The sequence below is a fragment of the Collimonas sp. GW821-FHT02H07 genome, assembly GCF_059421505.1.
Genome location: NZ_JBWKVC010000003.1, coordinates 84,241 through 103,837, shown reverse-complemented (window position 1 = coordinate 103,837; position 19,597 = coordinate 84,241). Strand labels below are relative to the sequence as shown.

The window sequence follows — 19,597 nt, the reverse complement described above, 5'->3', positions numbered from 1 at the left end:
CGCCATGAGCAAGCCTCCCTTGTCACACTCTCCCGCCAGGTCCTTACCCCAGCAATTGCTCTATCGTCAGCTTGCCGAACATTATCTGGCCGCGATCCAGGCCGCTGCGCTGGCGCCGGGCGACCGCATGCCTTCAGTGCGCGAACTGATGCGGCAGCACCAGGTCAGCCTGTCGACTGCCTTGCAGGCGCTGCGCTACCTGGAGCAAGGCGGCTGGCTGGAGGCGCGGCCGCGTTCCGGTTATTTCGTGCTGCCGGCGCGACGGCTGGCGCTGGCGGAGGAGGCCGATCTGGCGACCGCGCCGGCGCTGATGTCGGCCCAGTATGCGGGCATCCATGAGCGGGTATCGGAAGTGATTGCCCGCGGCCGCGCCAGCAGCGTCACGCTGGACCTGAGCAGCGCCAGCTGCGCCCCCGAGCTGTACGCGGTGGAAGCCTTGAAAAATGCGGCGATCCGTACCTTGCGCCGGCGGCCGCAGGTGTTGACCAGCATGATGTCGCACAGCGCCAACCCGGCGTTCCGGCAAATCCTCGCCAAGCGCAGCCTGGCCATCGGCATCCAGCTGGCGCCGGAAGATGTGATCGTCACCCACGGCTGCATCGAGGCGATCAACCTGGCGCTGCGCGCGGTGGCGCAGCCGGGCGACACCATTGCGGTCGAATCGCCCACTTACTACGGCCTGCTGCAGGTGCTGGAAAGCCTGGGCATGCGCGCGCTTGAAATCCCGACCAGCGCGCGTACCGGCATCTCGGTGGAAGCATTGCAGCTGGCGCTGCAGACCTATGACAATATCAAGGCGGTGGTGGTGGTGCCGAACCTGCAGAATCCGCTCGGCAGCATCATGCCCGATGCACACAAAGAGCGCCTGGCGGCGCTGTGCGAGCAGCACGGCATGGCCGTGATCGAGGATGATTCCTATAGTGAGCTGGTGCCGGAGTGCAGTTCGGCGAGCGCCTTGAAGGCTTGGGATCGCAGCGGCAATGTGATCTACTGCGCTTCGCTCAATAAAGTCCTGGCGCCCGGCATGCGGCTGGGATGGATGGTCGGCGGCCGCTGGCAGGCGCGCATCGAGATGCTGAAATTTGCGCATACGCGCGCCAACGAGGAATGGGCGCAGATGGCCGCCGCGGAATTCATGGCTTCCAGCGCTTATGAGCGCCATCTGCGGCGCCTGCGCGAGGCTCTGCGGGTGCAGCGCGCTCGCACCGCGGAGGCGATCGCCACGCATTTTCCGGCCGGCACGCGCATCAACACGCCGGATGGCGGCGCCCTGCTGTGGGTCGAGCTGCCGCGGCTACTGTCGTCGCGGGCGGTGTTTGAAGCAGCGCTGCGGGAAGGGATACGGATCGCCCCCGGCCTGATGTTTTCCAATTCGCAGCGCTTCGATCACTATCTGCGTCTATGCTGCGGTCAGCCGTTTTCGCCGCAGATCGAGCGGGGTATCAGGCGGCTGGGGGAAATCGTCGAAGCGCTGCTCGCGCAGCAGCCTGGTTCAGAATAAGATGCTTGCGCCGCGCGCCGATCCAAGTATTTCCTCAACCTGCCGCGCCTGCGGAATCGGCGCCACCGCGCCGTAGCCGGTGGTCGACAAGGCCGCGCATACATTAGCGTAGCGGGCCGCGCGGAAAGGGTCGTCGCCGGCCACGATGCGAGCGATGAAGGCGCCGCCGAAGCAGTCGCCGGCGCCGGTGGCGTCAATCGCTTCGACGCTGAACGGCGGCACCAGGCGGCGCTCCTTGGCTGTCGCCACATAGCAGCCCTCGGCGCCGAGCTTGAAGGCGATCAGGCCGATGCCGTAGGAGAGCAGCTCGTCGACAATCGCGTCGCGCTCGTCGAGGCCGGTGAGGACGCTGATGTCGTCCCAGCTGGGCAGGCAGATATCGCACAGCGCAAAAGCCGCGCGCATTTTTTCCCGGGCCCGTTCCAGCGGCCACAGTTTCAGCCGCAGGTTGGTGTCCAGCGACGTCTTGACGCCGTGCTTGCGCGCATGCGCCATCGCCGCCAGGCCGGCGTCGCAGGCCGATGCGCTGATCGCCAGGCTGATGCCGGACAGGTGCAGCACCTTGGCCGCGGCGATCGCAGCCAGCGGCAACTGCGCGCTGCTGTAGCGGCTGGCGGCAGAACCGGCGCGCAGGTAATCGAAGTGGTGGCCATCGCGGTCGTGCGAGACAAAATACACACCGGTGGCCGCACTTGCGTCGCTGGCCACGTGGCTGGCGTCAACCTCTTCGGCCTGCCACAGTGCGCGCAGCTTGTCGCCGAAGTGATCGTTGCCGAGCGCGCTGATATAACCGCTGCGCGCGCCCTGGCGGGCTGCGGCGATGCAGAAATTGGAGGTGTCGCCGCCAAAGCCTTGCAGGTACATGCGGGCATCGTGAACCCGCTGGTTGAATTCCACCATCGCTTCGCCGTAGGCCAGGATATCTAAGGTCATTGCTTTGCTCATTGCGGTGCCGGAATCAGGATTAAAAGAAAGTCTGGATCACATCCACGACCTGATGCTGCGGATTGAGCACGGCGATCTGGCGCCACTTGTCGAAGGTCAGGCAGGGATGCGAGATATCGAAGCCGAGCATGTCGCCGACCTTGATGTCGTCGCCCGCGCTGATCTGCAGATAAGCGTGCTGGTCCATCATGCCGGTCAGCTGCCAGTGCGCCGGCGTCGCTGTCGGCGCCGCATTGCCCGGGCGATATTGCAAGGCAGGCAAAGGCAGGCCGGCATCGAAAGCGGCGTCGCGCTTGCCGAGTGCGATGATGGCCTTGCCGGCTTCCGGAATCGATTGCACGTAGGCCCACAGCTGCAAGGCCGGCTGCAATTCGGTGCGCATCTTGCGGGCGATAGGATTGCGGGTCTGGATCTGCGCCTGCGCCGCGCGATAGATGCCGACGTCGTGCGTCAGATAGCAGCCGGGGCGCAGCACTACGTCCAGCGGCAAGCCGATATCGGTCGTGGCGAATTCCTCGGCGACCACGTCGTACCAGGCCGAACCGGCCCCGGTCAGGACCACCGGGCGTACGGCGGCGCGGGCGGCAAAGCGGCCATCCGCGGCCAGCTGTTTGGCACAGGCGACAGCGTGCTGCAGGAAAGCGCGGATGTCGGCTTCTTCTTTCAGCACGCCTTCATAGACTTCGACCCCGGCCAGCACCAGGCTGTCGGGCCAGCGCGCCAAGGCCGCCAGCACGGCTTCCTGCTGTTGCGGATTGCGGATGCCGGTGCGGCCGCCGTCGGGGCCCAGTTCCAGCAGCACGTGCAGCTTTTGCCGGCGCGCCTGGAAGAAGGCGCCCAGCTGATCGGCGCCGTCGGCCGAATCGACCAGGCAGCAGAAATCAAACGAAGTATCGTCCAGCAGATCGGCAATAGTTGCCATGTTCTGCTTGCCGACCAGCTGGTTGGCCATGATCACGCGCCGCACGCCGTGCTGATAGGCGACCCGGGTCTGGTGCGCAGTGGCCAGGGTGATGCCCCAGGCGCCGCCGGCCAGCTGGCGCGCGAACAGCTTCGGCGCCATGGTGGTTTTGCCGTGCGGAGCCAGCTTGACGCCGTATTCGCTGACGAATTGCTGCATCCACTGCAGATTGTGGTTCATGCGCTCTTCATACAGCACGGCGGCCGGCAGGCTCAGGTCTTCCCGCAGCAGATTCCAGTTGAGCGCCTTGGCGTCGGCGGCAGTCAAAGCTTGCTGAAATGCGCCAAGGCCCTTGTTCAGAGGATCGATCAGGGTGTCATCGGCATTGCGTGCAGCAAGCGTGTGATTGTTTGTAACATTCATGTTCAAATCCCTTTCGTCATAATTCGTTTGACGTAATCATATCCTTGAATTTACTATATTAAAAGCATGTTACAAAGTAACATGGAAATTTTCCAGGTGATAAGCTGATTGCGCCAACGTTGGCTGCATATTGTCTTTAATGCCATGGCTGCGCGGAATCGCCCTCGGATCAGATTAGGATATATGAGCCATTCCTTCGATATTGTCTCGCGGATTGCCGAACGCAGCGGCCAGTTGCGGCTGGCCGAGCAAAAAGTGGCGCAGGCGATCCTGGGCGACTTGCCGTTTGCCGCCAGCGCCAGCATCCAGACACTGGCCAGCCAGGCAGGCGTCAGCGAAGCCAGCGTCACCCGTTTCGCCAAAGCCATCGGCTGCCGCGACGTGCGCGAGCTGAAGATGAACCTGGCGCAGGCGGCGGCCATCGGCCAGCGCTTTTTGCGGGTGGAGGATACGGCCGGGGAACAGCAGTTGCCGCAGATCGTCGACATGGTGTATGCCGATATCCACAAGGTATTGGAAGTGAACCGCAGCCTGCTGAACCAGGAAATGCTGCTGCAGGCGGCGCAGACGCTGCTGCAGGCGCGCATGATTTACGCCTTTGGCATGGGCGGCGGCTCGACTATGCTGTCAGATGAGGCGCGCTACCGGCTGGTGCGACTGGGGCGCCCGGTGGCCACCTACCACGACGCCATACTGCAAAAAATGGTGGCGGCCACGCTCGACAAGAATGATGTGGTGCTGGCCTTGTCCACCACCGGCAACGTCGCTGAGCTGAACGCCAGCTGCAAGGTCGCGAAGGAATACGGCGTGCGCGTGGTGGCGATCACTGCGCTCGGTTCGCCGCTGGCGGCGCTGGCCGATGTGCTGCTGCCGCTGAAGTCGATGGAAACCGATTTTATTTTCAAGCCTTCGTCATCGCGCTACGCCATGATGATGGCGTTGGATGTGCTGATGACAGAACTGGCGCTGCTGCAGAAGGATCGCAGCCAGGAGTTGCTGCGGCGCCTGAAATTTACGCTGGATACGCATCGCGGCGGCAGCAGCCGCGAGCCGTTGGGGGATTGAAATGAGCAGTGAACTGAACACAGACAAGCAGGCCGCGATACGCCAATGCGATACGCTGATACTCAACGTTGCCGTGATCGATGGCAGCGGCGGCGCGCCGTTCGCCGCCGATGTCGCGCTCGACGGCGGCCGCATCGTGCAGATCGCCAGCGACGGCGCCTTGCTCGGCTGGCATGCGCGCCAGGTGATCGACGGCAAGGGCAAGGTGCTGAGCCCCGGTTTCATCGACGTCCATACGCATGACGACACCAATGTGATCCGCACCCCGGTGATGCTGCCCAAGCTGTCGCAAGGCGTGACTACCGTGGTGGTCGGCAATTGCGGCATCAGCGCCGCGCCGGTCAGCCTCAAGGCGGAACCGCCGGATCCGATGAACCTGCTGGGCGAAGCGAGCGCCTTCAGCTATCCCACATTCGCCTCCTACGTAGAAGCAGTCAACCAGGCCCAGCCGTCCATCAACGTGGCGGCGCTGATCGGCCACACCGCCTTGCGCAGCAACCAGATGGACCGCCTCGACCGCGCTGCCAGCGACAGCGAGATCGCTGCCATGTGCGAGCAGTTGCGCGAAGCGCTGGCGCATGGCGCGCTTGGCCTCAGCACCGGCCTGGCCTATGGCAATGCGATCATGGCGCCGACCGCGGAAGTGCTGGCGCTGGCAGAGCCGCTGGCCGAGGCTGGCGCTCTCTACGCCACCCATCTGCGCAGCGAATTCGCCGATATCCTGGAAGCCATGGATGAAGCCTTCCGCATCGGCAAGCACGCGCGCGTGCCGGTGGTGATCTCGCACATGAAATGCGCCGGCGTCGAAAACTGGGGCCGCAGCGGCGAGGTGCTGGCGGCGCTGGAGCAGGCGCAGCGCTACCAGCCGGTCGGCTGCGACTGCTATCCCTACACCGCCAGTTCCTCCACCCTGGATTTGAAGCAGGTGACCGACACCATCGACATCATGGTGACCTGGTCCGAACCGGAGCCGGCGATGGGCGGCAAGATGCTGGCCGCCATCGCCGCCGAATGGCAAGTCAGCCTGATGGACGCGGCACGCCGCTTGCAGCCGGCCGGCGCGGTCTATCACTGCATGACGGACGACGACGTCAACCGCATCCTGAGCCATCCGGCGACGGTGGTCGGTTCCGACGGGCTGCCTAACGATCCCTTGCCGCATCCCCGTTTGTGGGGTGCGTTCCCGCGCGTGCTGGGTCACTACAGCCGCGAGCAGAAGCTGTTTCCCCTGACCGTGGCGATCCGCAAGATGACCGGCCTCTCGGCCGAGCGTTTCGGCTTGACCGAACGCGGCCTGGTGCGCGAGGGCTATTGGGCCGACCTGGTGCTGTTCGATCCGGAAACGGTGCGCGATGCCGCAACCTTCGCCGATCCGATGCAGCCGGCCGAAGGCATCGAGGCGGTCTGGGTCAACGGCGCCTTGTCTTACCTGGGCGGCGCCGAGAAAGCGCCGACAGCATTGCGGGCAGGGCGCTTTCTGGCCAGGCAGGCGGGCGTCAAGGGAAGTCTTTATAGGTAGTTGGGCGGACCGGCGGCAGAGGCCGGCCGCTGTCAGTTGAATTTCATTTTTTTACAGAGGAACAATCATGACGATCAAACGATACGGTGTTGAAGGTGGTTCTGGAACCGGCGGTCAGCATCTGCCATTCGCCCGCGCGGTGGAAGCCGACGGCTGGCTGTACGTGTCCGGCCAGGTGGCGATGGTGGATGGCGAAGTGATCGACGGCGGCATCGTCGCCCAGTCGCACCAGGCCATCCAGAACGTGCTGGCGATCCTGAAGGAAGCCGGCTATGGTCCGGAACACGTGGTACGCTGCGGCGTCTGGCTCGACGATACGCGCGACTTCCAGTCGTTCAACCGCGTCTTCAAGGAATATTTCGGCGCCAATCCGCCTGCCCGCGCCTGCGTGCAATCGGCGATGGTGGTCGATTGCAAGGTGGAAGTCGATTGCATCGCTTATAAAAAATAAGTCGGCCAATATGGGGCCCCGCGTTCGCGGGGGCGACATGGCTGGCGGTTTGTCAAAAAATAGTCATGCCAGCTTTACTGGCAGCGTCACAAAATAAATCAGACTTTAGGAGGATTTGATGGAGATGGTTCAGGGAAATCTGTTGCTGCTCTACGCGGTGATTGCAGTGATCGCATTGGTGGTGCTGATCGCCAAGTTCAAGATGAATCCGTTCATCGTGCTGATCGTGGTATCGGTGATCTTGGGTCTGGTGGTCGGCATGCCGATGGCCAGCATCGTCAAGTCGTATGAAACCGGAGTCGGCGGGGCGCTGGGGCACATCGCGCTGGTGGTCGGCCTGGGCACCATGTTCGGCAAGATGATGGCCGAATCGGGCGGCGCCGAACGGGTCGCCAACACGCTGATTGGCGTGTTTGGTCCGAAGCGAGTGCACTGGGCCATGATGGTGGTGGCGCTGATCGTCGGTTTGCCGGTGTTCTTTGAAGTCGGTTTCGTGCTGCTGATCCCGATCGCCTTCAACATCGCCAAACGCACCGGGACTTCGATGATCATGGTCGGGATTCCAATGGTTGCCGGCCTGTCCGTGGTGCACGGCTTGATCCCGCCGCATCCGGCCGCACTGTTCGCCGTAACCGCCTACAACGCCGATATCGGCCGCACCATCATGTACGCGCTGATCGTCGGCGTCCCTACTGCGATCATTGCCGGCCCGCTGTTTGCCAAGCTGATCAGCCGCTTCGTCGTGCCTAATCCTGACAATCCTCTGATTGCGCAATTTGTCGAGGAAGACAAAGGCCGTGAATTGCCGGGTTTCGGCGTCACCATTGCCACCATCCTGTTGCCGGTAGCGCTGATGTTGATCGGCAGCTGGGCCGACGTGTTTTTCACGCCCAAGACTTTCGCCAACGATTTCCTGCGCCTGATCGGCAATTCGGTGATCGCGCTGTTGATTGCCACGCTGGTGAGTTTTTACACCTTCGGCAAGGCACGCGGCTTTGATCGCGCAGCGATTCTGAAATTCACCACGGAGTGTCTGGCGCCTATCGCCGGGATCACGCTGATCGTCGGCGCCGGCGCGGGTTTTGGCCGGATCCTGATCGACGGCGGGGTGTCCAAGGCGATTGTCGAACTCGCCAATAATGCGCATTTGTCGCCATTGCTGCTGGGCTGGTTCGTGGCGGCGCTGATCCGCGTCGCCACCGGTTCGGCCACCGTCGCCATGACCACAGCCTGCGGCATCGTGGCGCCTATCGTCACCGCCGGCGGCGTCGCCGTCAGGCCGGAACTGATGGTGCTGGCGACCGGCGCCGGCTCGCTGATCCTGTCGCACGTGAACGACGGCGGCTTCTGGCTGGTCAAGGAATACTTCAACATGACCGTGACGGAAACCTTCAAGACCTGGACTGTGGCCGAGACGATCATTTCGGTGGTGGCGTTGTTGCTGACCTTGGGCCTGGCTACCGTGATCTGATCGATCTCAAGCTTGCGGCAATATCGCAAACAGCCTGCAGGATGTGATCCTGCAGGCTGTTTTTCTTTCCGGGCCGAGCGCAAGCGTCGTTCGTGGCTTTGTCATTCTTGCGTCACATTGCGTCCTTACAATCAAAAATGTCATATTGGTAATCGCTGGCTTTTTTTTTGCAACCTCGCTCACTCTCCCGACCGGACCATGACTTTCCCACTGCTCAACCGCGAACTCGGCGTCCTTGCCTTCAACGAACGCGTCCTGGCGCAAGCCGAGGACCCTGCGGTGCCGCTGCTGGAACGGCTGCGTTTTGTCTGCATCACCAGCAGCAACCTGGATGAATTTTCCGAAATCCGCATGTCCGGCTTGCAGGAGCAGATCCGGGTCGCGGTGGATGGCGTGACGCCGGATGGCATGTCGCTGCAGCATGCCTACAGCACCATCAGCGAGCGCGCCCAGAAGCTGGTGGCGCGCCAGTATGCCTTGTTCAATGAGGTCTTGCTGCCGGCGCTGAATGCCGAGGGCATCGCGTTTTACCAGGAATCCGAATGGACCGATGAGCAGACCGCCTGGGCTCACGAATTTTTCAAGACCGAGCTGTTGCCGGTGCTGACGCCGATCGGCCTCGATCCTGCCCATCCCTTCCCGCGGGTATTGAACAAGAGCTTGAATTTCGCCGTCAAGATGAGCGGCAAAGATGCCTTCGGGCGCGAAACCGAACTGGCCATCGTCCAGGCGCCGCGGGTCTTGCCGCGCCTGGTGCGGATGCCGGAACATCTGTCGCGCCATGCCTATGGCTTCGTGCTGCTGAGCAGCTTCATGCAGCGCTTTGTCGGCGAACTGTTTCCGGGCTTGTCGATCGGCGGCTGCTACCAGTTCCGCGTCACCCGCAACAGCGACCTGTTTGTCGACGAGGACGAAGTCACCGACCTGCGCCTGGCGCTGCAAGGCGAACTGCCGACGCGCCAGCTCGGCAACGCGGTGCGGCTGGAAGTGGCCGACGGCACGCCGGCGTCGCTGGTGCAGCGCCTGCTGAACCAGAACGGCCTGGCGCCGGCCGACTGCTACCGGGTCAACGGCGCCGTCAACCTGGTGCGGCTGATGCCTTTGCCCGATCTGGTCGATCGTCCGGACCTGAAATTTGCGCCGCATTCGCCGGTGCTGCCGAAAGCCTTCGTCACCGGCGCTTCGGTGTTCGATATCATCGACCAGAACGATGTCTTGCTGCACCACCCCTATGAAAGCTTCCAGCCGGTGCTGGAGCTGCTGCAGCAGGCGGCGATCGATCCCGATGTGCTGGCCATCAAGCAGACCATTTACCGCACCGGCAACGACTCGCCGCTGATGGGCACGCTGATGCAGGCGGCCAAGAACGGCAAGGAAGTCACGGTGGTGCTGGAACTGATGGCGCGCTTCGACGAAGAAACCAATATCGGCTGGGCCGCCAAGCTGGAGGCGGTCGGCGCCCATGTGGTGTACGGCGTGTTCGGCTACAAGACGCATGCCAAGATGCTGCTGATCGTGCGCCGCAAGCGGCACGCCAAGCACACCAAGCTGAAGCGTTATGTGCATCTCGGCACCGGCAACTATCATCCGCGTACTGCTCGCTTGTATACCGACTTTGGCTTGTTGACCAATGACGACAAGATCTGCGAAGACGTGCACAACGTGTTCCAGCAGCTGACCGGTTTCGGCAAGCAGGTGCCGCTCAAGCGCCTGTGGCAATCGCCGTTCACATTGCACGCGAATGTGCTGCATGCGATCCAGAAGGAAGTGGATGCGGCCAAGGCCGGCAAGCAGGGTTACATCATCGCCAAGATGAACGCCTTGCTGGAACCGACCGTGATCGAAGCCCTGTACCTGGCTTCCCAGGCGGGGGTCAAGATCCAGTTGCTGATTCGCGGCGTCTGCGCCTTGCAGCCGGGCGTGCCGGGATTATCGGAAAACATCAAGGTGCGCTCGGTCATCGGCCGTTTCCTGGAGCATCACCGGGTGTTTTATTTCTACGCCGACGGCGAGGAGCACGTGATGCTGTCAAGCGCCGACTGGATGGACCGCAATCTGTTTCGCCGCATCGAAACCGCGTTCCCGATCCTGGACAGCAAGCTCAAGCGGCGCGTGATCGAAGAGAGCTTGCTGGTGCATCTGCAAGACAATGCCTCTGCCTGGGACATGGATAGCGAAGGCAGCTACCAGCGCGCCAATCCGGGCGAAGACGCGCCGCTGGTCAGCCAGATCGACCTGTTGTCGCGTTTCTGATTCACGCTTCTGATTCCCAATATCAGTTGGCTTTGTGCGCCTGCCCGAGCTTGCGCTCAAGCCGGCTCTGCAGGCGTTCAAAGCAGATGCTCAGGCACCAGTAGATCGCGGCGGCTGCCAGGTACAGCGGCAGCGGTCGGAACGTTACGGCAATCACTTCCTTGGTCGCCAGCATCAGTTCGGTCACAGTGATGACCGAGACCAGCGAGGTATCCTTGATCAGGCTGATCAAGGTGTTGCTCATGGATGGCACGGCAATCCGGATCGCCTGTGGAATGATGATGTGGCGCAGGGTTTGCCAGTAGTTCAGGCCGAGGCTGTAGCTGGCCGACCACTGGCCGACATGCACGCCCAGGATCGCGCCGCGCAGGCTTTCCGAGAGGTAGGCGCCGGCGTTCAGGCTGAGCGCCAGGATGCCGGCCGTCAATGGCGAGAAGCTGATGCCTATGCTCGGCAGGCCGTAATAGATCACAAAGATTTGCACCAGCAGCGGCGTGCCGCGCATCAGGCTGACGTACACGGTGGCCGGCCATTGCGCCCAGCGCGACGGCACGATGCGGGCGATCGCCAAAGGGAAGCCGAGCAACAGGCCGCCCAGCATCGACGCAACTGCAAATATCAGGGTGTAGCCGACGCCGCGGAACAAGGTGGGCGCTGCCTGCTCCAGCAAATCCAGTAATTCCATAGGCTCTTTGTTCTAGATTTTCTTGCTTAAAAAAACATCCCCGCGGTGGGCGGGGATGCTGGTTTGAGACAAGTGTAGCGCGAATCAGCTTATTGCGCTGATGGCGCTTTGCTAACATCGAAGCCGAACCATTTGAACGAGACTTGCTTGAAACTGCCGTCTTTCAGGATGTCATCGAGCGCCTTGTTCAAGGCCGCTTCAAATTTCGGATTGCCTTTTTGGAAAGGAATGCCGATCTTGTCGATATCGCCGAAAGTAGCGCCGGCCTTCAAGGGCAGGTTCGAGCTTTTCAGCAGATAGCCTACCAGCAGGCGGTCGTTCAAGGCGGCGTCGATACGGCCGCTGGCCAGGTCGGCCAGGTATTCAGGCGAGCCGGGATAGGTTTTGACATCGATGCCCGGCACGGCCTTGGCTTTTTGCTCGAAATTGGTGCCCTGGCCGAGGCCGAGCTTGTAGCCCTTCAGCGATTCCAGGGTCGGGAAGCTGCGCTTCTCGTCCTTGCGGACAATCAGCTGGGCGCTGGAGAGGGTGTAGGGCTGCGAAAAATCGAAGGTTTTCTGGCGCGCTTCGGTAATGCCGACCTGGTTCAGGATGACATCGTATTTGCCGGCGCCCAGGCCTGCCAGGATGCCGCTCCATTCCGTTGTCGTGAATTCCGGCTTGACGTCTAGCTTGGCTGCCAGCAATTTGGCGACGTCGACTTCAAACCCGCTCAGCTCGCCGCTTTTCTGATCCTTGAAATTGAATGGCGGGTAGTTGCCTTCCATGGCGACCCTCAAGGTGCCGCGGGTTTTGACGGTATCGAGCAGATCCGCTGCGAAGGCGTTCAGCGTGACGCCGGTGATCAGGATTGCCGCTGCAATCTTGCTGAGTCGGGACAGTGTTGTGGCCATTTTTTTTCCTTAGGTTGAGGGCACAGACAAGCACAAGGAGGTGTTGCTGGTGACGACTATGTTAAGGCGTTTCCAGGTCAAACGTAAAATGAAGCTTTCTCCATTCTATATGCACTTATTGTCTTTGCATTTCAGATTTTTTTCAGATAACGAATATTGTCAATGAAGCAGCGGCTTGAGTCATCTGGCGTCAGGAGTCATCTGGGGGCGGAGTCGACTTTCGCGGCGCTTTTTCGCGAAAGTCGACTCCGACCCCACATGACGGAATTGGAGAAAGACAGAACGCGCTGCATGGTTTTGTTTTCCGGTGGCGAGGCATGTACTCTGTAGCTCGCTAAGTGGGGTCCGAGTGAAGTTTCTGCAAAAAACGCGCAGAAAGTTCACTCGGACCCCAGTTAGCTGCCGCAGTTAGTTGCATATATCTGGCGCGACGGAAAGCGGGCTACGGCCTTGCCGCGCTTTATGAATTCTTCTTGCGCGAGGCGAGTTCGCTGGTCACTGCTGCGAATTGCTCATACAGGCCGGCAAGCTGCGGTTGTCGCTGCTGCAAGGCTTGCAATTGCCGCGCCACCGTCGCCAGGTCGCCGCGCGCAATGGGGCCGGTGAGGGCGGCGGCAGGGCCGAGCCGGAAGGCGTTGGCGGCGCTTTCCGATAATAGCGGTTCAATCAGCTTGAGCGCCAGTTCTGGCGCTATGCCTGCAGCCACATACGCCTGCTGGGCGACATCGATCAGGGTCACCAGATAGTTGGACGCAAATACGGCGGCTGCATGGTAAAGGGTTTTTTGTTCGCGCTCGATGGCGACCAGCTGCGCACCGATGGCCTCGAAGGCCGGGCCGAGAATTGCCAGTGCTGCGCTATCGCCTTCGCTGCCGCACCAGGTGCCGGCAAAGCTGTCGGCCACTTGTTGCGGCGAGGCGAAACTGCGGACCGGATGGATGCTGGCCACTGCAGCGCCAAGCGCGCTGGCAGAGGCAAGTTCGAGCGACGACAGGGCGCCGCTGCAATGAAACACGATGCTGCCGGGCTGCAGTTTGCCGGCGGCGGCAAGAGCGTTGCAGCAGGCGGCGATCTGGTCGTCGCCGGCCGCAATCAGGTAGACGTCTGCGGGACGCAGATCGTCAAAGGACGACGCCACCCTGCCGGCGCCGATAAAAGCGCTGGCCTGTTGCGCGCTGGCGGCAGAGCGGTTCAATATGTCGAGCAGGGTAAAAGCCCGGAGATCGTCGCTGCGACGCTGCCACAGGAAACCGAGGCTACGCCCGAGCTTGCCGCAGCCGATGATGTTCAACGTTCCGGGGCGATGCGCAGCGCCGCCCTGGCCGGCGCCTAGTTGCCCAGTTGCTCCAGCGCTTCCTGCTGTTCCAGCCATTCCGCCTCCAGTTGCGTCAGTTCCTTGCTGTAGAACGCCTGATCGGTCAGCAGCGTCGCCAGTTCCTTTTTCTTCTCTTTGTCGTAGATTTCCGGATCGGCCAGGCGGGTGTCGACAGCCGCCTTCTGGGCGCTGCGCTTGGCGATCTGCTCGTCCAGGCGCTTGATGCGCGATTCGATAGGCTTCTTCTGCGCCGCCAGCTTTTGCCGTGCATCCGCTTCCTGCCGCTTCTGCTCGCGACGGTCGGCGTTGTCGACCACAGGCGCTGCCGGTGCTACCGCGCTGGCGATCTTGGCCTTGCTGCTGGCTTTCGGCAGCGCAGTAAGGCTAGGACCAGCGGCAGCGCTGTTCTTGGCCGCCAGCTTGGTCTTGAACAGCCAGTCCTTGTAGTCGTCGAGGTCGCCGTCGAACGGCGCTACCTTGCCGTCGGCGACGATGATGAACTGATCGGTGGTGGCGCGCAACAGGTGGCGATCATGCGATACCAGCACCAGCGTGCCTTCGAACTGCGCCAGCGCCATGGTCAAGGCTTCGCGGGTTTCCAGGTCCAGATGGTTGGTCGGCTCATCCAGCAGCAGCAGGTTAGGGCGCTGCCAAACGATCAGGGCCAGCGCCAGACGCGCCTTTTCGCCGCCGGAAAACGGCTTGATCGAACTGGTCACCATCGGGCCGTTGAAATTGAAGCTGCCGAGGAAGTTGCGCAGTTCCTGCTCGCGCGTGGTCGGCGCGATCTTGCCCATGTGCCACAGCGGCGATTCGTCGTGGCGCAGCATTTCCACCTGGTGCTGGGCGAAGTAGCCGATCGACAAGCCTTTGCCGAACTGGGCCACGCCGTGCAATGGCTTCAACTCTTCCGCGATGGTCTTGATGAAGGTCGATTTGCCGGCGCCGTTGACGCCCAGCAGGCCGATGCGCTGGCCGATCTGCAGCGAGAAATTGATGCCTGCGACGATCACTTTTTCGGTGACATCGTGGCTGGTTTCGCTTTCCGTGCGATAGCCGGCGCTGACGTCTTCCATCACCAGCAAAGGGTTTGGCGCGTTGAGCGGCACGCGGAACTCGAACGAGAATTCGGCGGCGGCGCGCAGCGGCGCCAGCTCTTCCATCTTGGCCAGGGCCTTCATCCGGCTCTGGGCCTGGCGCGCCTTGCTGGCCTGGGCCTTGAAGCGGTTGATGAAGGACTCCAGGTGGGCGCGCTGGCGCATCTGCTTTTCCAGCGTGCCGGCGGCCAGTTCCAGCTGCGCCGAGCGCTGGCGCTCGAAGGACGAATAGTTGCCGGAATAGCGTTTCAGCTTGCGTTCGTCGATATGCACGATCACGTTCACCACGCCGTCGAGGAAATCGCGGTCATGGGAAATGATGATCAAGGTGCCGGGATAGCGCTTGAGCCAGTCTTCCAGCCAGATGATGGCATCCAGGTCCAAGTGGTTGGTCGGTTCATCGAGCAGCAGCAAGTCGGACGGACACATCAGCGCCTGCGCCAGGTTGAGGCGCATGCGCCAGCCGCCGGAGAAGCTGGCCACCGGCTGGTCCATCTGCGACAGCGAGAAGCCGAGGCCGGTCAGCAGCTGCTCGGCGCGCGAGCGCACGGTGTAGGCGTCAGCGTCAGCTAGTGCGCTGTACAGTTCGCCGATCAGGATGCCGTTGGAGGTGCTTTCCGGCTCGCTCTCCAGGAACGCCAGTTCTTCCTCCAGGCGGCGCAGGGTGACGTCGCCGTCGATCGCGTATTCGATGGCAGGGCGGTCCAGCGCCGGGGTTTCCTGGGCGACGTAGGCCATGCGCCATTTCGACGGGAAATCGATTTCGCCGAGGTCGGCATGCAGCTCCCCGCGCAGCAGCCCGAACAGGCTGGACTTGCCGGCGCCGTTAGCGCCGATCAGGCCGATCTTGTCGCCCGGGTTGAGGGTGACGTCGACATTGTCGAGCAAAGGCTTGACGCCGCGCATCAGGGAAACTTGTTGAAAACGTATCATGTCTACTATCTACTTGCTAAATGAATGGCCATGCATGCGTCAGCGGCATGCAGGTCGTGATGATCGTGCTGATTGTGCTGATTGTGCTCAATACGGCAAAGGCAGCAGGCCCTTGCCGGGGGCACTGGATTATGGCAGCTGGTCGGCGGTCAGCAGGAACACCATGTCGTCGCCGGCGCTGGTCGAGACCCAGGTCATTTCCAGATCCGGGAAGGCCGCTTCGGCGAAGGCGCGCTCGTTGCCGATCTCGACCACCAGGATGCCGTTGGCGGTCAGGCGCTGCTTGGCGCCGGCCACGATCTGGCGCACCAGGTCCATGCCGTCGCTGCCGCCGGCCAGGGCGATCTGCGGTTCGCGCAGGTATTCCTGCGGCAGCTTGCCCATCGAACCGGAGTTCACGTACGGCGGGTTGGTGACGATCAGGTCGTATTTCTTGGCCGGCACCTTGCTGTACAAATCGGATTCGATCAGCGTGATGCGGTCCTGCAGCTCATAGTCGTCGACGTTGCGGCGCGCTACCGCCAGGGCGTCCGCCGAGATATCCGCGGTGTCGACATGGGCTCCGGGGAAGGCATCGGCCAGCATGATCGGCAGGCAGCCGGAGCCGGTGCACAGTTCCAGGATGTTGCTGACCGCCGACGGCTCTTGCAGCCACGGCGAGAAATGGTCGGGGATCAGTTCGGCGATGAAGGAACGCGGCACGATCACGCGCTGGTCGACATAAAACCGGTAATCGCCCAGCCAGGCTTCGTTGGTGATGTAGGCGGCCGGCAGGCGGTCGACGCTGCGTTTTTCAATCACTTGCAACACGGCTTCGATTTCATGCGGCAGCAGGCGGGCGTCAAAAAAAGGCTCGATCTTGTCCAGCGGCAGCTTCAGCGTATGCAGGATCAGGTAGGCTGCCTCATCCAGCGCGTTGCTGCTGCCGTGGCCGAAGAACAGGCCGGCGGTATTGAAGCGGGTCACTGCATAGCGCAGCAAGTCGCGGATGGAGGTAAAGGATTGTGGTGTCATGGTGCAGATTATAAAGGTAGGGCGGGTGTGCGGCGGCTTGGCCGCCGGGGTCGCAAAAGTGTCAGGCGGATTTTATCGGAAATGCCAGGCCGAATGGGTCTTGGCGAGATAAGAAGCCCGCTAAGACCTTGATTTTGTTGTTATTTGTTCAAATTAGCGCAAATAAGAGCGCCACAATGTGCGGCCATCTGTGGCTGCGAACCGTTTGTGCAACATTTGTGTGCCGCTAAGCGGTTGAAGACGGCAGCAAGTTTTCCAGGGTGCGCCGGTAAATGTTTTTCAGCGGATCGATGAACTGGACTTCCACGTGTTCGTCGATCTTGTGGATGCTGGCGTTAGGCGGGCCGAATTCGATCACCTGCGGACAGATCTGCGCGATGAAGCGGCCGTCGGAGGTGCCGCCGGTGGTCGAGAGCTCGGTGTTGATGCCGGTTTCCACCTTGATCGCAGAAGAAATCGCTTCACTCAATGTGCCGCGCGGCGTCAGGAACGGCCGGCCGCCGACGGTCCAGGCCAGCGTGTATTCCAGGCCGTGCTTGTCCAGGATCGCATGCACCCGCTGCTGCAAGCCTTCGACCGTGCTGGCGGTGGAAAAGCGGAAATTGAAATCGATCACCACTTCGCCGGGAATCACGTTGGAAGCGCCGGTGCCGCCGTGGATGTTCGACATCTGCCAGGAAGTCGGCAGGTAGTATTCATTGGCCTCATCCCACGTTTCGGCAGCCAGTTCAGCGAGCGCCGGAGCCGCCAGGTGGATAGGGTTTTTCGCCAGTTGCGGATAAGCGATGTGGCCTTGCACGCCTTTCACGGTGAGCTTGCCGGACATGGTGCCGCGGCGGCCGTTCTTGATCATGTCGCCCAGCGTCGAGCTGGAGGTCGGCTCGCCGACGATGCAGTAATCCAGCTGTTCGCCGCGCGCCTTGAGCTTGTCGCATACCACTACGGTGCCGTCGGTGGCCGGACCTTCTTCGTCGCTGGTGATGAGGAAGGCAATCGAGCCGCTGTGGTCGGGACGGGCCTGGGTGAACTCTTCCACCGCCACCACCATCGCCGCGATCGAGGTCTTCATGTCGGCCGCGCCGCGGCCGTATAGCTTGCCGTCGCGATGGCTGGGCAGGAAAGGATCGGATTGCCATTGCTCGCGCGGCCCGGTAGGGACCACGTCGGTATGGCCGGCAAACACCAGCAGCGGCCGTTCAGTGCCCTTGCGCGCCCACAGGTTGGTGACGTCGCCGGACTGGATGGTTTCGCAGGCGAAGCCGAGCGGCGCCAGCAGTTCGACCAGGAGCGCCTGGCAGCCCTTGTCCTGCGGCGTGACGGAGGAGAGGGCGATCAGTTGTTCGGCCAGTGCCAGGGTTTTGCTGTGCTTGTTCATGTGCGGCATTTCAATGGTGTTGCGGTAATGGGTTTGCTGGCTTATTGGCCGGCTTATTGACCGGCTTATTGGTCGGATTACTGGCTGAAGATTTCCTGGTACAGCGCATCCGAAAAACCGACATAGGCTTGCTTGCCGGTGTATAGCACAGGGCGCTTGATGATGGATGGCAGCTCCATCATCAAGGGCGTGGCGCTGATGCCGTCGGTGATGCCGTTGCGGCGCTGTTCCGACAGGCCGCGCCAGGTCGTGCCCTTGCGGTTGACCAGCGTATCCCAGGGAATGTCCGCCAGCCAGGTGGTGATCAGCTCGGCGCTGACGCCGTCTTTCTTGAAATTGTGAAACGTGTAAGCGATCTCCTGGTCTTCCAGCCAGGTGCGGGCTTTCTTGACCGTGTCGCAGTTGGGAATGCCGTAAAGAGTAATTGCCATATCAGTATCAGTTATAACCGTTCTATCTTAATCAGTTGAGGAGAGAGTCGCACGGGGTGTGTAATTCGCCACGCTTCGGTGGCTCTTAAACCCTACCCGGGCAGCACTATCCCTGCGACTCTGTCCCGCGATTATTTACAAATCCAGGGTAAATTCGGTGAAGGTCGCGCCTTCGACGCGTTCCGGTTCCGGAGCAATCGGCGCCAGGTTTTTCTTCGAGCTCGGCGTGTGGTTGTTGATCAGCCAGTACAGATTGCTTGGCGAATCGGCATGCTCCAGCGCTTCGTCCTGGGTAATGACGCCGTCCTCGATCAGTTGCATCAGCGCCTGCTCGAAAGTCTGCGAACCGGGCGCCAGGCTCTTTTCCATCGCTTCCTTGATCTGGCTGATATTGTCTTCCTCGATCAGTTCGGAAACGTGGCGCGTGTTGAGCATGATTTCCACCGCCGGCGTGCGCTCGCCGTCGACGGTCCGGATCAGACGCTGTGAAACGATCGCCGCCAGAGTCGAAGCCAGGTCTTCCAGCAGCGCCGGACGGTTTTCCATCGGATAGAAACTGATCACGCGGTTCAGCGCGCGGTAGGTGTTGTTGGCGTGCAGCGTCGAGACCACCAGGTGGCCGGACTGAGCATAGGCGAGGGCGGCCGACATGGTCGCCTTGTCGCGGATTTCGCCGATCAGGATGCAGTCCGGCGCCTGCCGCAGGGCGTTCTTCAGGGCGCCGTTGAGATCGGTGGTGTCGCTGCCGATTTCGCGCTGGTTGACGATGGAGCGATGGTTCTGGAACAGGAATTCGATCGGATCTTCCAGGGTCAGGATATGGCCTGCCTGGGTCTTGTTGCGATAGTCCAGCATCGAGGCGATAGTGGTCGACTTGCCGGAGCCGGTGGAGCCGACGATCAGCAGCAGGCCGCGCTTGCGGCCGATCAGGTCGAGCAGCGCCGGCGGCAGGCGCAGTGTTTCGAATGCAGGAATATCGATCGGGATATACCGGATCACGGCCGAAATGCTGCCGCGCTGGCGGAATGCCGAGAAACGGAAACTGCCGACGCCGGCGATCGGTACGCCCAGGTTCAATTCATTGTTGCGCTCCAGCTCCTGCAGCCGTTCGGCGGGCAGCACTTCCTTCAGCAGCAGCAGGATGGTGTTGTCATCCATGTTCTGCTGATTGACCGGGACCATCTGGCCCTTGATCTTGAGGTGAATCGGCGAGCCCGGCGCCAGGAACATGTCCGATGCTTCCTTCTCCCGCATCAGACGAAACAAGCGATCCATTGCCATCAAAAACTCCTTAATTTATTTTTTTTTGTTTTATCTGGTCGCTG

The 19,597-nt window shown here is 61.6% G+C and carries 16 protein-coding genes; 6 read left to right on the top strand and 10 right to left on the bottom strand.

All coding sequences use genetic code 11. From position 1 onward, the window contains the following. The first annotated feature begins 4 nt into the window (after positions 1-4). Positions 5-1,501 carry an aminotransferase-like domain-containing protein gene (locus AC07V8_RS06575; RefSeq protein WP_494679525.1) on the top strand — a complete coding sequence of 499 codons (1,497 nt, stop codon included), beginning with the start codon at positions 5-7 and terminating at the stop codon, positions 1,499-1,501. On the opposite strand, the gene AC07V8_RS06570 is transcribed toward AC07V8_RS06575, so the two are convergent. Beyond that, a complete protein-coding gene (locus AC07V8_RS06570) occupies positions 1,493-2,434 on the bottom strand; it encodes a sugar kinase (RefSeq protein WP_494679524.1) in 942 nt (313 codons plus the stop codon). The genes AC07V8_RS06575 and AC07V8_RS06570 overlap by 9 nt on opposite strands. 31 nt (positions 2,435-2,465) lie before the next feature. Next, positions 2,466-3,770: an amino acid deaminase gene (locus tag AC07V8_RS06565; protein ID WP_494679523.1), complete on the bottom strand. Its 1,305-nt coding sequence runs from the start codon at positions 3,768-3,770 to the stop codon at positions 2,466-2,468. Between the two features lie 183 nt (positions 3,771-3,953). On the opposite strand from AC07V8_RS06565, the gene AC07V8_RS06560 reads away from it, so the two are divergent. The 5 genes from AC07V8_RS06560 (at position 3,954) to ppk1 (ending at position 10,529) form a co-directional block, all read left to right on the top strand. Further along, positions 3,954-4,835 (top strand): MurR/RpiR family transcriptional regulator, encoded by an 882-nt coding sequence (locus AC07V8_RS06560; RefSeq protein WP_494679522.1) that lies wholly within the window; start codon positions 3,954-3,956, stop codon positions 4,833-4,835. Position 4,836: 1 nt separating this feature from the next. Then, complete coding sequence (locus tag AC07V8_RS06555; RefSeq protein WP_494679521.1) at positions 4,837-6,354, top strand: N-acyl-D-amino-acid deacylase family protein; 1,518 nt, start codon at positions 4,837-4,839, stop codon at positions 6,352-6,354. A 67-nt stretch (positions 6,355-6,421) separates the two neighbouring features. Beyond that, positions 6,422-6,805: a RidA family protein gene (locus AC07V8_RS06550; protein ID WP_325669624.1), complete on the top strand. Its 384-nt coding sequence runs from the start codon at positions 6,422-6,424 to the stop codon at positions 6,803-6,805. A 118-nt stretch (positions 6,806-6,923) separates the two neighbouring features. After that, positions 6,924-8,276: a GntP family permease gene (locus AC07V8_RS06545; RefSeq protein WP_494679520.1), complete on the top strand. Its 1,353-nt coding sequence runs from the start codon at positions 6,924-6,926 to the stop codon at positions 8,274-8,276. A gap of 198 nt (positions 8,277-8,474) precedes the next feature. Continuing rightward, entirely contained in the window at positions 8,475-10,529 is a 2,055-nt protein-coding gene (ppk1, locus tag AC07V8_RS06540) for a polyphosphate kinase 1 (RefSeq protein WP_494679519.1), read from the top strand. 22 nt (positions 10,530-10,551) lie between these two features. Here ppk1 and AC07V8_RS06535 read toward each other — a convergent pair whose 3' ends face one another. From AC07V8_RS06535 to AC07V8_RS06500, 8 genes are all read right to left on the bottom strand, one after another. Further along, positions 10,552-11,214 carry an amino acid ABC transporter permease gene (locus AC07V8_RS06535; RefSeq protein WP_494679518.1) on the bottom strand — a complete coding sequence of 221 codons (663 nt, stop codon included), beginning with the start codon at positions 11,212-11,214 and terminating at the stop codon, positions 10,552-10,554. Between the two features lie 89 nt (positions 11,215-11,303). After that, a complete protein-coding gene (locus AC07V8_RS06530) occupies positions 11,304-12,107 on the bottom strand; it encodes a cystine ABC transporter substrate-binding protein (protein ID WP_494679517.1) in 804 nt (267 codons plus the stop codon). A 460-nt stretch (positions 12,108-12,567) separates the two neighbouring features. Beyond that, entirely contained in the window at positions 12,568-13,479 is a 912-nt protein-coding gene (locus AC07V8_RS06525; protein ID WP_494679516.1) for a Rossmann-like and DUF2520 domain-containing protein, read from the bottom strand. Next, positions 13,437-15,452 (bottom strand): ATP-binding cassette domain-containing protein, encoded by a 2,016-nt coding sequence (locus AC07V8_RS06520; RefSeq protein ID WP_494679515.1) that lies wholly within the window; start codon positions 15,450-15,452, stop codon positions 13,437-13,439. The genes AC07V8_RS06525 and AC07V8_RS06520 overlap by 43 nt, the downstream gene beginning before the upstream one ends. Before the next feature lie 129 nt (positions 15,453-15,581). Continuing rightward, a complete protein-coding gene (gene prmB, locus AC07V8_RS06515) occupies positions 15,582-16,466 on the bottom strand; it encodes a 50S ribosomal protein L3 N(5)-glutamine methyltransferase (protein WP_494679514.1) in 885 nt (294 codons plus the stop codon). A gap of 226 nt (positions 16,467-16,692) precedes the next feature. Next, the gene (dapE, locus tag AC07V8_RS06510; RefSeq protein WP_494679513.1) at positions 16,693-17,841 is read right to left on the bottom strand and encodes a succinyl-diaminopimelate desuccinylase; all 1,149 of its coding nucleotides are present in this window, start codon (positions 17,839-17,841) and stop codon (positions 16,693-16,695) included. A 77-nt stretch (positions 17,842-17,918) separates the two neighbouring features. Then, positions 17,919-18,272, bottom strand: a complete 354-nt coding sequence (locus tag AC07V8_RS06505) for an ArsC family reductase (protein ID WP_061942358.1) — start codon at positions 18,270-18,272, stop codon at positions 17,919-17,921. A gap of 135 nt (positions 18,273-18,407) precedes the next feature. Then, entirely contained in the window at positions 18,408-19,553 is a 1,146-nt protein-coding gene (locus tag AC07V8_RS06500) for a PilT/PilU family type 4a pilus ATPase (protein ID WP_494679512.1), read from the bottom strand. Positions 19,554-19,597 lie beyond the last annotated feature (44 nt).

Coding starts and splice junctions, on each gene's coding strand:
- AC07V8_RS06530 (WP_494679517.1), bottom strand. CDS start 12,107: ATGGCCACAACACTGTCCCGACTCAGCAAGATTGCAGCGGCAATCCTG.
- AC07V8_RS06500 (WP_494679512.1), bottom strand. CDS start 19,553: ATGGCAATGGATCGCTTGTTTCGTCTGATGCGGGAGAAGGAAGCATCG.
- dapE (WP_494679513.1), bottom strand. CDS start 17,841: ATGAACAAGCACAGCAAAACCCTGGCACTGGCCGAACAACTGATCGCC.
- AC07V8_RS06520 (WP_494679515.1), bottom strand. CDS start 15,452: ATGATACGTTTTCAACAAGTTTCCCTGATGCGCGGCGTCAAGCCTTTG.
- AC07V8_RS06535 (WP_494679518.1), bottom strand. CDS start 11,214: ATGGAATTACTGGATTTGCTGGAGCAGGCAGCGCCCACCTTGTTCCGC.
- AC07V8_RS06575 (WP_494679525.1), top strand. CDS start 5: ATGAGCAAGCCTCCCTTGTCACACTCTCCCGCCAGGTCCTTACCCCAG.
- ppk1 (WP_494679519.1), top strand. CDS start 8,475: ATGACTTTCCCACTGCTCAACCGCGAACTCGGCGTCCTTGCCTTCAAC.
- prmB (WP_494679514.1), bottom strand. CDS start 16,466: ATGACACCACAATCCTTTACCTCCATCCGCGACTTGCTGCGCTATGCA.
- AC07V8_RS06550 (WP_325669624.1), top strand. CDS start 6,422: ATGACGATCAAACGATACGGTGTTGAAGGTGGTTCTGGAACCGGCGGT.
- AC07V8_RS06555 (WP_494679521.1), top strand. CDS start 4,837: ATGAGCAGTGAACTGAACACAGACAAGCAGGCCGCGATACGCCAATGC.
- AC07V8_RS06545 (WP_494679520.1), top strand. CDS start 6,924: ATGGAGATGGTTCAGGGAAATCTGTTGCTGCTCTACGCGGTGATTGCA.
- AC07V8_RS06560 (WP_494679522.1), top strand. CDS start 3,954: ATGAGCCATTCCTTCGATATTGTCTCGCGGATTGCCGAACGCAGCGGC.
- AC07V8_RS06525 (WP_494679516.1), bottom strand. CDS start 13,479: ATGGCTGGAACAGCAGGAAGCGCTGGAGCAACTGGGCAACTAGGCGCC.
- AC07V8_RS06505 (WP_061942358.1), bottom strand. CDS start 18,272: ATGGCAATTACTCTTTACGGCATTCCCAACTGCGACACGGTCAAGAAA.
- AC07V8_RS06570 (WP_494679524.1), bottom strand. CDS start 2,434: ATGACCTTAGATATCCTGGCCTACGGCGAAGCGATGGTGGAATTCAAC.
- AC07V8_RS06565 (WP_494679523.1), bottom strand. CDS start 3,770: ATGAATGTTACAAACAATCACACGCTTGCTGCACGCAATGCCGATGAC.